At 70.4% G+C, this 13,300-nt stretch carries 8 protein-coding genes and 1 pseudogene; 2 read left to right on the plus strand and 7 right to left on the minus strand.

What is annotated here, in order from left to right; genetic code table 11:
* Positions 1 to 293: 293 nt before the first annotated feature.
* Positions 294 to 1,463 (minus strand): FAD-dependent oxidoreductase, encoded by a 1,170-nt coding sequence (locus KI385_RS39025; protein WP_238576743.1) that lies wholly within the window; start codon positions 1,461 to 1,463, stop codon positions 294 to 296.
* A gap of 321 nt (positions 1,464 to 1,784) precedes the next feature.
* On the opposite strand from KI385_RS39025, the gene KI385_RS39030 reads away from it, so the two are divergent.
* The gene (locus KI385_RS39030; protein ID WP_238576744.1) at positions 1,785 to 2,390 is read left to right on the plus strand and encodes a TetR/AcrR family transcriptional regulator; all 606 of its coding nucleotides are present in this window, start codon (positions 1,785 to 1,787) and stop codon (positions 2,388 to 2,390) included.
* Between the two features lie 149 nt (positions 2,391 to 2,539).
* Here KI385_RS39030 and KI385_RS39035 read toward each other — a convergent pair.
* Positions 2,540 to 2,865, minus strand: a pseudogene (locus tag KI385_RS39035) (alpha/beta fold hydrolase); the annotation flags it as partial.
* 199 nt (positions 2,866 to 3,064) lie between these two features.
* Complete coding sequence (locus tag KI385_RS39040; RefSeq protein ID WP_238576745.1) at positions 3,065 to 5,113, minus strand: ABC transporter ATP-binding protein; 2,049 nt, start codon at positions 5,111 to 5,113, stop codon at positions 3,065 to 3,067.
* Positions 5,114 to 5,243: 130 nt separating this feature from the next.
* On the opposite strand from KI385_RS39040, the gene KI385_RS39045 reads away from it, so the two are divergent.
* The gene (locus KI385_RS39045; protein ID WP_238576746.1) at positions 5,244 to 6,686 is read left to right on the plus strand and encodes a phytoene desaturase family protein; all 1,443 of its coding nucleotides are present in this window, start codon (positions 5,244 to 5,246) and stop codon (positions 6,684 to 6,686) included.
* A gap of 76 nt (positions 6,687 to 6,762) precedes the next feature.
* Here KI385_RS39045 and KI385_RS39050 read toward each other — a convergent pair whose 3' ends face one another.
* From KI385_RS39050 to KI385_RS39065, 4 genes are all read right to left on the minus strand, one after another.
* The gene (locus KI385_RS39050) at positions 6,763 to 10,011 is read right to left on the minus strand and encodes a GH92 family glycosyl hydrolase (protein ID WP_238576747.1); all 3,249 of its coding nucleotides are present in this window, start codon (positions 10,009 to 10,011) and stop codon (positions 6,763 to 6,765) included.
* A gap of 171 nt (positions 10,012 to 10,182) precedes the next feature.
* The gene (locus KI385_RS39055; RefSeq protein ID WP_238576748.1) at positions 10,183 to 10,632 is read right to left on the minus strand and encodes a spore-associated protein A; all 450 of its coding nucleotides are present in this window, start codon (positions 10,630 to 10,632) and stop codon (positions 10,183 to 10,185) included.
* A gap of 232 nt (positions 10,633 to 10,864) precedes the next feature.
* Complete coding sequence (locus KI385_RS39060) at positions 10,865 to 11,728, minus strand: lysozyme (RefSeq protein WP_238576749.1); 864 nt, start codon at positions 11,726 to 11,728, stop codon at positions 10,865 to 10,867.
* A gap of 453 nt (positions 11,729 to 12,181) precedes the next feature.
* On the minus strand, positions 12,182 to 12,826 hold the full coding sequence (locus tag KI385_RS39065; RefSeq protein WP_238576750.1) for a transglycosylase SLT domain-containing protein: 645 nt from the start codon (positions 12,824 to 12,826) through the stop codon (positions 12,182 to 12,184).
* Between the last annotated feature and the right edge of the window lie 474 nt (positions 12,827 to 13,300).

The following is a 13,300-nucleotide window of genomic DNA, read 5'->3' on the forward strand; positions in this document are numbered from 1 at the left end:
CCTGGACGCGGAGATGAGCGAGCACCCCGGCTACGAGAAGCACGATCCCGCGGGCCGCGGTTCCGGCAACAGCCGCGACGGCACGTCGCCGAAATCGGGCGTGTTGACGCCTGCTCGGCATACCTGGTGCGCGGCGGCATCGACCGGTCGGCGCACGACGGGCCGCGCGCGATCGGTGGGCGGCCGGGGAGACCGCCGCCCACTGTCCCGGCTTTGTGTCGCGCTCGGTGGACCGTCCGGTCGGCGGGAGCGGGGGGCGGTTGGAGAACCTGCAGATGCGCTGTGGGCCGGGCTCAACTGGTGTGAGCGGGGCCCGAGTCGGGGCGGGTACTGGCCGACCAGACGGTGTGGGGGAAGACGGCGGCGTCGGAGTCCGTGTCGGGTATGAGGGCGGTGAGCATCTCCTGGGCGGTCTTCGCGTTGTCGAGGGCGCGGGGCAGCATGACGCTTTCGTAGGCGTCGAGGGCCTGGTCGATGGTGGGGTGGCCGATGACGGACCGGGCGAGTTCGGCGCCGTCGAGCAGGGAGAGGTTGGCGCCGACGCCGACGGGCGGCATCAGGTGGGCGGCGTCGCCGAGCAGGGTGATGCCGGGGACGCGCTGCCACATGTGGGGAACGGGAAGGACGAACATGGGGCGGTTGATGAAACCGCCCTCGTTGTCGCGCAGGATGTCCAGCAAACTCTCGTCCCAGCCCTGGTACTGGGCAAGGAGGCGGGCGCGTACGGATGCGGTGTCGTCGAGGTCGAGGCCGGCGTGCCAGTCCTGGGGCCCGCGGAAGATGATGTAGCCGCGGACGTGTCCGTTGCTGTTGCGCTGCAACACCAGGCTGCGGCGGCCCGCCTTCGCCGACATGGTGCCGCCACCGACCAGGCGGGCGATGCCAGGGTGACGGTGGTCGACGTCGTTGAAGTGGACTTCCACCATCGTGACACCGGCGTAGGAGGGTTGGGCGTCGGAGAGCGCGGGGCGTACTCGGGACCAGGCGCCGTCGGCGCCGATGACCAGGTCGAAGTCCTCGACGGTGCGGTCGTGGTGGTGCAGGCGGGCAGCGCCGTGGGGCAGCGGGGTGACGGCCCTTGCACAGTGACCCCAGCGGACCGTGCCGGGGGTGAGGGAGTCCAGCAGGAGGGTGCGCAACTGGCCGCGGTCGATCTCGGGCCTGCTCAGATCGCTCTCGTCGGCCTGGTCGTGACGTATCAGGGTCGCGTGACGGTCGTACAGGCGCCACTGCTGGCCTTCGGGCCGGGACAGCTCGTGGAACCGGTCGAATAGTCCGGCTGCGCGCAGGGCGACCTGGCCGGTGTCTTCGTGGATGTCGAGGGTGCCGCCCTGCGAGCGGGAGTTGAGGTCGCTCTCACGCTCGAAGACCGTGACCGGCACGCCGTGCTTCTGCAGGACGCGCGCGCAGACGAGGCCGCCGGGGCCGGCGCCGATGATCGCGATGCGAGGGGTGGTGGACATGAGAGTCATGCTCCGTTCTACGGATCGAGAGAGTGCTTCTGGGCAACGGTCCGCCGGTCGCTGGTCTCCGACGGCGTGCTGGTGCTGGTTGCTTCCACCGTCTATGGCGTTTGCGTCGTGGCTCCTTCCTGGCGACGGGCCGATTTCGGGCATGGCAGATCAGTCGTTCCGGTGCGGGGACGCGCCCCGGGTTTCGGCAGCGAGGTCCCGGTGGGGCTCGCTCATCCACAGAAACACAGCAGCTCCAAAAGTACAACTGATTCGACTTTCTAGCGGATCGCCTTTGCGATCGAATCCTCTCAAGTGGGGTAGGGTGGGGGCATGGCCGAGACGACGACAGGGCGCCGCGAGCGCAAGAAGGCCCAGACCAGGCAGGCACTGGCAGATGCCGCAATGCGGCTGTTCACCGAACGCGGCTTCGGCAACGTCGGCGTCCGCGACGTGGCGGAGGCGGCCGACGTCTCGCTGAGCACGCTCTTCAAGCACTTCCCCAGCAAGGAAGCCCTCGTCTTCGACCTGGACGCGGACGTCGAGAGCGCCCTGGTCGCCGCCGTTCGTGACCGGGCCCCCGGGCAGCCCGTCCTGCACGCCCTGCGTGACCACCTGGTGCACACCCGTACCGCCGTGCGGACCGACGACCCCACTTTCGTCCTCGTCGAATCCACCCCCGCGTTGCGGGATTACGCCCGGCGCATGTGGTCGCGCCACGAGAAGGCACTGGCCGCCGCTCTCGCCGATGCCACTGGGCTGGCCCCGGACGACCTTGCCATCACCGGCCTGGCACGCTTCGCCGTGGAGGCCCCCAGCCTCGCCCGCGCAAGCGACGACCCGGCCCGGGCCATACGTGACCTGTTCGCCCTGCTGGAAGACGGCTGGGCCACCACCCCCCTGGCGCGCCAGGAAGGCCGCCCCGGTCAGGACGGGTAACCGCGACCGGAAGCAGCCTCAACCGGGGGCCGCGGTATCGGCGCCCGACTGGCAAGCCGGACGCCGATACCGCTCACGTCAGGCCGGCGAGGTGACCGCTCGGCCGAGGTGCCGGGCGAAGAACCGGACCGCGCTGTCGGCCTCGAACCGATCGGGCCTTCCGGCTCGCCCGCCGCCCTCGCCTGATAGAGCGCGGCGATCTCTTGCTCGTCATGCGCCGTCCGCGGCCGGCCGCCGTGACCGGGCGCGTCGATGGTGGCGACGTGGAAACCGCAGCCGGTCACGAGGCGGTGTGCACGGCCCACCATTCCCGGCCACTTCTTGTGCGTGCCGCCACCGTGCCCCAACAGCACCAGGGGCGCGCGATCGGAGCCGGAGCCGGCGACCAGAGCACGCCGGTGACCTCGCCCACCGTGAAGTCGCGTTCGACGACACCGTTCGACGATGACTCCGCAGTGAAATCTACGGAATGCATAGGTGGTTGCCTTTCGGGAGTGCCTTGTTGTCGAGACGCTCCCGGCGACACCTACGTCGATCGCCCGACCGTGACGAAGAGAGGGAGCACCCATACGGATACAGCGTTCATGGGTCTCACCTCCTCGGGCGATGTCACGGTCGCCCGCAAGCCAACAGCCCGAGCATCATCCCGCCCCACCCTTTTCCCTGCCACGTGATCAGAACTCCGGACAGGCCCTGGGCCCTGTCGTCAAACTCCCGCCCCCCCCGCGGCCGTTCTGGGCGGGCAGCGGTGGCCGGGCCGGCTCCGGCTGGAACTGGCTGCGCTGGAGTTCGTACATGGCGCGGAAGCCGCCCGGGGCGGTCGGCGCCATCAGTTCCTGGAAGGTGCCGCGTTCGACGATCCGGCCGTGCTCCATGAGGCAGATGAGATCGGCGTGCCGGACCGAATGGAGCCGGTGGGTGATCAGGACGATCGTCTGGCCGTCGGCGGCGAGATGACGGATCTTGCTGAACACCTCCTGCTCGGCCTCCGCGTCCAGCGCCGCGGTGGGCTCGTCGACCACGAGGATCTCGCCGTCCCGATAGCGCGCACGGGCGATGGCCAGCTTCTGCCACTGCCCGCCGGACAGATTGTGGCCGTCCTTGTAGCCACGGGCGAGCAGCGTGTCCAGCCCGCGCGGCATCTCACCGATCACGCCCTGGGCGTCCGCGTAGCGCACCGCACCGTCCAGCCGGGCATCCGTCAGCGGCGCGTCCGTCCGCCCGATGGCGATATTCGCGCGCGCCGTGAACGGCCAGCGGAAGTAGTCCTGACCGACGGTGGAGACACGGGAGAACAGCGCATTCCTGTCGACGGCGGCGGTGGGTACGCCGCCCACCAGGACCCGCCCCTCGTCGGGGAGGTAGAGCCCGGACAGCAGCTTGACCGCCGTGGTCTTTCCCGAGACGTTGCTGCCCACCAGTGCCACGATCTTCCCGGCCGGGACGACCAGGTCAAGCTCGCGCAGCGCGGGGGAGTGGGCGCCGGGGTAGGTGAAGGTGACGTTCTCGAAGCGGATCTCGTCCAGCCGCTCCGGCAGTGCCCGCCCCTCGACCGGGATCGCCCGCGCCACCGCCTCGGTCTGCACATGTTCGAGATCGCCGACGAACAGGGCCTCCTCATGCAGATGGTTGATCTGCCGCACCAGGCTGTCCAGCGCGCCGGATCCCGTACGGATGGCGATCACCGCGGTCCCGCCCACCGACAGCGCCATGGCGCTGCTCCACAGCAGCCACCCCAGCGTCCCGAAGGTGGCCAGCGTCGCGGCCCCGGTCCACAGCGCCGCGATCAGACCGGTACGGGCGGCGAGCCGCGCCAGCCGGGTCTGCTCCAGCTCGGAGTCCTCGGCCATCAGCCGGAAGTGCCGCAGCAGAAAGCCGCCGATGCCATGCACCCGGATCTCGGCGGCGGCCTGCGCGGACGTCAGCAGATCGCTCAACAGCCGCCCGGCGCGGGCGTGTTGCATCCAGGCGGTGTGCGAGTGGTAGTGCCGGCGGGCGACCGACAGCGCGGCCCAGGCGCTGGGCAGCGTCATGACGACGATCAGCGGGAGCAGCGCCGGATGCAGTGCCGTCAGCACACCGAGTGCGGCGATCAGCGACAGCAGCGCGGTGATCACCGAGGCGCTGTACTGGACCATCCGGCGCGCCGCCGACGCCCCGAAACGGGCGCTCTCCAGGCGTTTGTGGAACTCCGCGTCCTCGACCGCGGCCATCTCCACCTTCTGCGCGGCCTCCAGATACAGCTCCGTCGCCACCCGCTCGACCTTCGGCTCCAGCCGCCCCGTCCCCATCGTGGACACGGACTTCAACACCGTGCCGACGATCGCGACCAGACCCACGGTGAGCAGCGCGGGTACGGCGCTGCGCAGCCGCTCGGTGGTCGCCCCCGTACCGAGCAGCGCCGCCAGCACACCGTTGATGTTCACCATGGCCACGGCCTGCATCACGCCCCGGCCGGTCTCCGCGCCGACCACCATCCGCAGTGCACGGGCATCGGCCCGGTGCGCCAGCCGCGCGGTCAGCGCCAGGAGATGCGGCAGTCGCACCACCATGGCCCGCAGACCGAGTTCGACGAACGCGCCGTCATGCCGCGACCAGGCGTGGTCATCACGCAGCCGGCCGCCGAACAGTAACCGCTCGGATTCCGAGGCCGGCCGGTCCTTGCCCCCGGGGCCCGGTTCGGCACCCGGTTTCGCACCTGCTGTGGAGAGACGGGAGTGCATGCTTCCTCCTCGGTCGGAGATCCGCCGCGATCCGTAGCGCGGGACGGGCGCTCGGGAGAACGACGCCCATTAGGGGGCGTCACACGCCCCCTGCGCCAGCGGATTTCCGGAGCCTTGGCATGCTGGAGCCATGACGAAACAGGCCCGGCGCGGGCGCGACGAAGCAGTGGTGGTGGGCGCCGGGCCGAACGGTCTGGCCGCGGCGGTCACACTGGCCCGCAGCGGGCTACGGGTGACGGTGTTCGAGGCGGCCGACGAGATCGGCGGCGGCGTCCGCAGCGGCGAGCTGTCCGTGCCGGGCGTGCTGTTCGACCACTGCTCCTCGACACATGTGATGGGCGCCGGCTCCCCGTATCTGCGCACTCTGGATCTCGCGGCCCACGGGCTGGAGTGGTGCTGGCCCGAGATCGATCTGGCGCATCCGGTGGACTCCGGAGCCGCCGGGGCGCTCCACCGCTCGGTCGAGCGCACGGCCGAGGGGCTCGGCGCCGACGGGCCCGCCTGGCGACGGCTGTTCGGGCCGCTGGCCGCCGACGCCGAGGTGCTGACCGACGAGGTCATGCGGCCGCTGGTCAAGGTACCCCGGCACCCCTTCCGCCTCGCCCGCTTCGGCCTGCACGCCCTGCAGCCCGCCACCCTGGTCGCCCGCCGCTTCCGTACGGAAGCCGGACGCGGCCTCTTCGGTGGCGTGGCGGCCCATCTCTTCGGCCCGCTGAGCCAGCCGGCCGGCGCGGCCGTAGGAGTCATGATCATCGCGGCCGGGCACCGGTACGGCTGGCCGGTGGCCAAGGGCGGCTCCCGCGCCATCGCCGACGCGCTCGCCGCGCTGCTCATCGAGGCCGGTGGCCGGATCGAGACCGGCGTACCGATCCGGTCTCTCGGTCAACTCCCGCCCGCCGCAACGGTGTTGCTCGATCTTGCTCCGGCCGCCGCGGCAAATCTGCTCGGCGACCGGATGCCGCCCCGGGTGCGCCGCGCCTACACCCGCTACCGGCCCGCCCCCGGCGCGTTCAAGCTCGATCTGGCGGTCGAGGGCGGGGTGCCCTGGCGCGCCGAGGTCTGCCGACGGGCCGGGACCGTGCACCTCGGCGGCAGCTTCGAGCAGATCGCGTACGCGGAGCGGGAGATGTACCACGGGCGGATGCCCGAGCGGCCGTTCCTGCTGGTCTCCCAGCAGTACCTCGCCGACCCCGGCCGCTCGGCGGGTGACATCCACCCCGTCTCCGCGTACGCACATGTGCCGCACGGCTACACCGGCGACGCCACCGCCGCGATGCTGGCCCAGTTCGAGCGCTTCGCACCGGGCACCCGCGAGCGCGTCGTCGCCCTCACCGCCACCTCGACCGCCGACCTCGAACGCGGCAATGCCAACCTCGTCGGTGGCGACATCATCGGCGGCGCCAACACCCCGCTACGGCTGACGATGCGCCCCCGTATCGCCCTCGACCCGTACAGCACGGGCGTCCCCGGTGTCTTCCTGTGTTCGGCGTCGACCCCGCCGGGCGCCGGCGCCCACGGCATGAGCGGCCACAACGCGGCGCGGTCCGCGCTCCGGGCGCTCGGTATGGCCTGACGGCCGGGGTGCCCGGAACGGGGGGGGGCGGACAGCGGGCTCACGGCAACCCTGATGACTCCCGTCACGACACGACTCACGACAACCCCACCGCGAACACATGCAGCGCCGCGTCATCCGGCAGCGTCACCGACGCGATCCGTTTGCCCGCCGGCACCTCGAACGGCTCGGTGGCGAAGACCGAGGCCGCCGGGCCCCGGCCCGCGTCCTCGTTGCTGTACGCGCTCCGCGCCACCACCGTGTTGCCGAAGACCGGACCGCCGCCCGCCCGGTCTCCCGCCGTCCGCCAGTCGCCGAACGAGAGATCGGCCGACGCGGTGGACCCGTCGGTGAAGGTCACCGTGGCGGTGCCCCGGCGGTCGCCGCGCGCGGAGGCGCCGATGAACGTCAGCCGGTCGCTGTGCGCCGCCCGCGCGCCCAGATCGAGCCGCCGGCCCGCCGCCACCGCGTTGTTGTCCCGGCCGGGCGGCGATCCGGGCCAGAAGAACGACGTGCCGGCGACCTCGGTCCGGGCCCCGTCCGTGAGCCCGGCCGCCGCCAGCGCCTGCCGTGAATAACTGTTGCCCCGGCCGTCGAAATCGGCCTGCCGCCGGTCCGAGTCGTAGGACGCGCCCACGTTGTCGTATGCCGAGGCCAGGCTGTTCGGGGCGGCGACCAGGACGATCGCCGAGGCGCGTACGGGCCGGCTGCCGGGGCCGCCGGTGACCGTCACCGGCACCTCGTAGTAGCCCTCCGGGGTGTGCGGGTCCGCGGTGACGGCCAGCCGCAGCCGCCCCGAGCCGGTTTCCTTGTCCAGCCGCAGTCCACCGTGCCGGGGTGACACCGTGAGCCCCTTCGGCGCATCGGTGGACACGCTCAGCGTGCGGTCATGGCCGCCGAGCCGCTGGGCGTCGACGGTCAGCCGGCCGGGCCCGCCGCCCGGTGCGACGGTGACCTGGTTGGGCGTGGCGCTCGCCAGGAAGGCGTGCTCGCCGTCCCGGTAGGAGCGCGGAGCCGAACCCGCCGAGGTGGCCCAGGTGGTGTCCGGCCGGTCCGAGAGCGTGAAGTCCAGCCGGCCGCCGGTGCGGATGATGTCCCGGGGCAGCGCCGTCTTCTCAAAGCTGCGCCCGTCGAGCCGCAGGTCATGGACGTACGGCGTCCCCGCGGACGCCTGCGGAGCGCGGATGTCCAGGTCGCGGCTGCCGGGCAGATCCAGCACCGCGCGTGCGAACAGCGGGCTGTGCACGGTGAGATCGGCGGTGCCCGGCGCCGACGGATACAGCCCGAGCGCCGCCCACACATACCAGGAGGACATCGCCCCCAGGTCGTCATTGCCGGGCTGGCCGTCCGGGGTCGGCGTGAACAGCGTGGTGGCGATCTTCCGTACGGTCTGCTGGGTCTTCCACGGCTGCCGCAGATGGTTGTAGACCCACGGGACACCGAAGTTGACCTCGTTGCCCGCCCACATCGTGGGTTTGTTGGGACCGGAGTTGAGATCGCCCGCGAAGAACGCGTCCAGCCGCTCGGCAGCCGCGGCCCGCCCGCCCATCGCCGCGATCAGACCGGCGGTGTTCTGCGGTACCAGCCAGTTGTACTGGGCGGCGTTGCCCTCGTCGAAGCCGTCCTGGCCGAACTTGCCCTCGGGCGGCGGGACGAACCCGGGCCCGTCCGGGAAGCGGCCGTCCTCGCCGCGCGGCTGGAGATAGCCGGTGGCGGGGTTGAGGATGTTTTGCCAGTTCTGGCCACGCCGGGCGAAGGCGCGTGCCGTCTCCCGGTCGCCGGCCGCCTGGGCGAGCTGCCCGATGGCGAAGTCGTCGATGGCCCATTCCAGGGTCACCGAGCCGCCGACCCGCTGGTGGTCACCGCGGGAGGCATCGTTGTTCGGGGCATAGCCGCGCCGGACGTACTGGGCGATGTCCGGCCGCTCCTTATAGGCGCCCGGTCGGTCGTCGACCGTCGTGGCGCCCTTGACCAGGTACTTCAGCGCCGTCCTGAGATCGAAGCCGGTCGCTCCGAAGGCATGCAGATTGGCGATCAGCGGAACGGAGTTGTCGCCGGTCATCTGCCCCGTATAGCCGTTGGCCATCGGCCAGCGCGGCCACCATCCGCCCTGCTCCGCGTCGTTGACCAGCGACTGCGCCATATCGCTCGCCCGGTCGGGGAAGAGCAGCGCATGCAGCGGGGCCAGCGTCCGGTAGGTGTCCCAGTCGGAGAAGTTCGCGTACTGGGTGTGCCCCTGGGGCAGGGTGCGGATCCGGTCGTCGAAGCCGATATAGCGCCCGTCGGCGTCGTTGAAGGTGTTGGGATGCATCAGCGAGTGGTAGAGCGCGGTGTAGAAGGTCTTCAGCTCACCCTCGTCCCGGCCCGCCACCCGGATGCTGCCGAGCGCCGTTCGCCAGCGTTCCCGGGTCTGCCGGCGCAGCGCCGCCAGATCCCAACCGGGCACCTCCGCCCGCATATTGGCCTCGGCGCCCGGCACATCCACGTACGACATCGAGACCTTGGCGCGCACCGTGCGCTCGGCTTCGCCGCCGGTGCCGAAGGACAGATACGCCCCGGCCTTGGGCGCGTGCGCGGCGTCACTGCCCGGGGTGACGGTCTTCCCGTCCCAGGTGCCGTGCGCGGTGAACGGCCGGTCGAAGGTGATCGCGTAGTGCAGGGTGTACGTGTTGCCCTTGCCGCAGAAGTTGCCGGTGGTGGCGGAGCCGACCAGCTGCCGGTCGCCCACCACCTTCAGCTCCGCCTTCTTGTTGCCGGCGAAGCTCGCACCGCCCTTGACCAGGACCTTTGCCTCGCTGCCCGCCGGGTAGGCAAAGGCGGCCAGGCCGGTACGGGTGCCGGCGGTCAGCTCGGCCCGTACGCCGGAGTCCTTGAGCGTCACGGCGTAGTACCCGGGCTCGGCCCGCTCCTCGCCGTGCGAGAAGCGCTCCGTACGGTCCCACGGTGCCTCGCCGACCGCTCCGGTCACCGGCAGGATCGGCACATCGCCGAATGCGCTGCAGCCGACCGAGGCATGGTCCAGGCTGAAGCCCCGGATCCGGTCGCTGTGGTACTGGTAGCCCGCGTAGGAGTCCTTGGTGTCGGGGGAGAACTGCATCATCCCGAACGGGGCGGCGGCGCCGGGGAAGTTGTTGATCTCGCCGACCGTCGCGCCGCCCTTGCCGGTGCCGATGAGCGGGTCGACATACCCCGTCGGGTCTCCGACCAGCGACGCCGCGCCGGCCGAGGCCGAATGAGGGCGACCTGACAACGTTGTCGAAGCGGCCTGTGCCGAGGTGGCGGCGCCCAGTATCAATACCCCCGCCGCGACGGCGGCGACGGCGGACCGGGATCTGCGCTGCGTCACGCGAACCCTCCGAAGATCGTGAGTGGCTGACCGCAACACCCTCGGGGCTGCGGTCATCACCGGTCAAGAGCCTTGCGGGGGTGGCGGGTTGAGGTCCCGCGACCGGGCTCCGGCGCGCCGAGGGCGGGTTCCCGGGCGCGCGCTGCCCGGGAACCCGCCGTCGTCCGCCGCTCAGTGGTGTGTCACGACCCCGGGCGCCATCCGGCCGCAGTTGGAGCCGGAAACGCTGACGCTGACCGACTCGATCGAGCCGCCCCAGTCCACGCACCGGCCCTTTGCGGGCAGATACACCGGACCGGCGTAGGTGGTGTAATCACCGCTGTCGTAAACCCATTCGGAACTGCCGTCGGTCGCCGTGAGATAGGTGTACATGTACACGGGCTTACCCGGGCTGTTCCGCACCGTCACGACACAGTTCTTTCCGGTCCTTGCGCTGTACGTCAGGTACACGGTCCCCTTTCCGGTGACCGGTACGGAATTCACTACGCTGTATCCGCTGCCGCAGGCCCCGTTGTACGCGGCGGCTGTCGGAGCGGCGGAAGCGGTGGTGGCCGTAGCCATCGTGGCGAGACCTGCCACGGCCAGCACTGCGGATCCTGCGATGGCACGTGAACGCTTCATGGGAATACCCCCGTCGGGTGGTGTGCGTCGCGTGGTCATTTCGCAGTGTTGGACAAGGCCCGACGGTGGATGGTTGTACCGCGGCGCGAATTCCCGTTTTTCCGGGCGGAGTTGTCGACAGCGAAGTTCCGGCGTCACCGCGGCCGGGCCGGAAGAGGACGGAACAAGGGCCGGTCCCCGGCGCCTGCTGCGGCGCCGGGGACCGGCCGGGTGCGGGGGGACGGGAGCGGGGTCAGTGCCCGTTGGCGAGGACCTTGAGGCGGGTGAACGAGCCGTTGAAGCGGTTGTGGTCGCCGACCGTGTGGCCCGAGGAGGTGTGCTGCCAGATGCTGTGGTAGCGCCAGCCGGCCGGCAGCGAGCCGACCGAGGATCCGTAGCGCGGGATCCACAGCGGGTTCGTCCGGCCGAACCTGCCGGAGTTGCCGGTGCAGCGCTTCCACCAGTTGGTCGAGGTGTAGATGACCGCGTCGCGGCCGGTCTCCTCCCGGTAGGTCCGGACGAAATCGTGGATCCAGCTGACCATCGCCCGGTGGCTCTTGCCGTAGCAGGTCGCCCCGTAGGGGTTGTACTCCATGTCGAGCGCGCCCGGCAGCGTCTTGCCGTCCCTGGACCAGTCACCGCCGTGGTCGGCGAAGTACCTCGCCTGTGAGCTGCCGCTGGAGTGGTCGGGCAGGGCGAAGTGGTACGCGCCATGGATCATGCCGGAGCTGTAGGAACCCCTGTACTGCTGAGCGAAGTACGGGTTGGTGTAACTGGTCCCCTCGGTGGCCTTGACGTACGCGAAACGCACCCCCTTCTTGCGCAGCGACTGCCAGCGGACATTGCCGTTGTGGCTGGAGACATCGACGCCCGCCACGGCCCTTCGGGACCACGACGCCCGTGGCTCGGCACCACCGGCCCGGTCGCCGCCCTCATGGGCGGCGATGGTGGAACCCATCCAGTCCTGCTCGGGGTGGGCGGGTCTCTTCCCGGCATCCGACGCCGTGGCGGAGCCCGGCAGCGCGAGGGGCAGAGCGAGCACGGAGAGAAGAGAAACGAAAGTTCCGGCCGCAATGGGGACTGTACGGCGGGCCGGACCGGATCTGCGCAAGGGCATCGCATGCCTCCGAAGGCCTTCGGTTGAGTCAGGTTCGGCATCATTTGAGCAGAATTCTGCCGATAAGAGACTTATACGCAGAACCGCCTGACTCTATGACCCAACAGGCCGTCAGTCCGCCGACCGGCCCCGCATCTCACCCGTCTGGCGGTCAGAAGCGGTCACCCACGCCCCCCGATCCGGGCCGGCGTGGCCCGCTCCGGACTGCGCCCTCCGCACTCCGGGCCTTCGTGCCCCGGGATTCCCGGGGCCTGCGTGCCCCAGGACAGAGCAAAGCGGGCCCCGGCACTGCCGGGACCCGCTCAGCCGCGCAGCGGCGAACGCGCCATTCCGCCGCTTCGCAAGCTGCCTCATACCGAGCCTGTCGGCTCGTTCGTGTTGTCCGTCATACCCATGACCTTGTCCGGCTGGGCCGGCCGCTGTGTGCCGGCGACGGCTCTCGGCTCCGTCGGCTCAGTAGGCCGAGTTGACGTTGTCGATCGAGCCGTAGCGGTGGGCCGCGTAGTTGGCCGCGGCGGTGATGTTGGCGACCGGGTCGGTCAGCTTGTTCGCGGTGCCGGTCACGTGGTAGCGGTCGAACGTGGGCTGGATCACCTGCAGCAGGCCCTTGGACGGGATGCCGTTGATGGCGTTGATGTCCCAGTCGTTGACGGCGTTGGGGTTGCCGCTGGACTCGCGCATGATGTTGCGGTGCAGGCCCTCGTAGGAGCCGGGGATGCCCTTGGCCTTCATGATGTCGAGCGACTCACGGATCCAACCGTCGAGGTTGTTCGGGTAGTCCTTGACGGCCTTGCGCTCGGTGGAGCGGTTGGCGGCCTGCTGGGCGCTGTGCTGCTTGGCGACGGCGGTGACCTTGATGTGGTCGGCGACCGAGGCGGACACCGGGCGGGCGGTCTTGGCGTCGGCGGCCTTCGCAGGCAGGCCATTCGCGCTGACGGGCTTGACCGCGGCCGGGGCGTGCGCCGAAGCGGCCTGAGCGGTGTCAGGAGCCGACGTCAGGGCCAGGCCCGAGGTGGCACCCGCGGCGGCCAGAACGGCCACAGCAATCTTGTGGGTGCGGGTAATGCGGGCAGCGCGGGGCAGGGTGAAACCGGGCATGCAGAGTGACCTCTTCCAGGTACTGGGGACGGGGAGGCGGCCTTCTTTGGCGGCGCGTTGCGCACCTGAGGTCATTGCCGCGTTCGCCCTGGGGGCGTAAGTCGCAAGCTCGCTCTCGGTGCGTCGGAATCCATGTTTAACGCCCGTCCCGAATCGAGGCAATGGTGCTCTGTACTACTCATCTTCGTGAGATAAACCCAGATCCCTGAAGTGATAAGCGTTTCTCGCTGCGTTGACCCGGAATGGCTGCATCGCCATCGACTAGGCAGCCTCGTAAGTGACATACATCGCGTGCCTCGGGTCACCTGATAGCGGCCTCAAAGCCCGTTCCGGCGATGCGTATAAGTTGCCTGGCTCACATCGGAATTACCGCTCTACGGCGGCACTTCACCCGCCGGTTGGCGGCGATTTATCTGTACAGCTGCCCGGTGGTGCGGAGCGGGATTCCCCAAATGTGGCGAGGGCCACTACGGC

The sequence above is a fragment of the Streptomyces inhibens genome, assembly GCF_022221585.1.
In the GTDB taxonomy this organism is placed as follows: Bacteria; Actinomycetota; Actinomycetes; order Streptomycetales; family Streptomycetaceae; genus Streptomyces; species Streptomyces inhibens.

Excerpts from the sequence above, each read along its gene's own strand:
- KI385_RS39030 (WP_238576744.1), top strand. The coding sequence starts at position 1,785 with ATGGCCGAGACGACGACAGGGCGCCGCGAGCGCAAGAAGGCCCAGACC.
- KI385_RS39045 (WP_238576746.1), top strand. The coding sequence starts at position 5,244 with ATGACGAAACAGGCCCGGCGCGGGCGCGACGAAGCAGTGGTGGTGGGC.
- KI385_RS39055 (WP_238576748.1), bottom strand. The coding sequence starts at position 10,632 with ATGAAGCGTTCACGTGCCATCGCAGGATCCGCAGTGCTGGCCGTGGCA.
- KI385_RS39040 (WP_238576745.1), bottom strand. The coding sequence starts at position 5,113 with ATGCACTCCCGTCTCTCCACAGCAGGTGCGAAACCGGGTGCCGAACCG.
- KI385_RS39065 (WP_238576750.1), bottom strand. The coding sequence starts at position 12,826 with ATGCCCGGTTTCACCCTGCCCCGCGCTGCCCGCATTACCCGCACCCAC.
- KI385_RS39025 (WP_238576743.1), bottom strand. The coding sequence starts at position 1,463 with ATGTCCACCACCCCTCGCATCGCGATCATCGGCGCCGGCCCCGGCGGC.
- KI385_RS39060 (WP_238576749.1), bottom strand. The coding sequence starts at position 11,728 with ATGCCCTTGCGCAGATCCGGTCCGGCCCGCCGTACAGTCCCCATTGCG.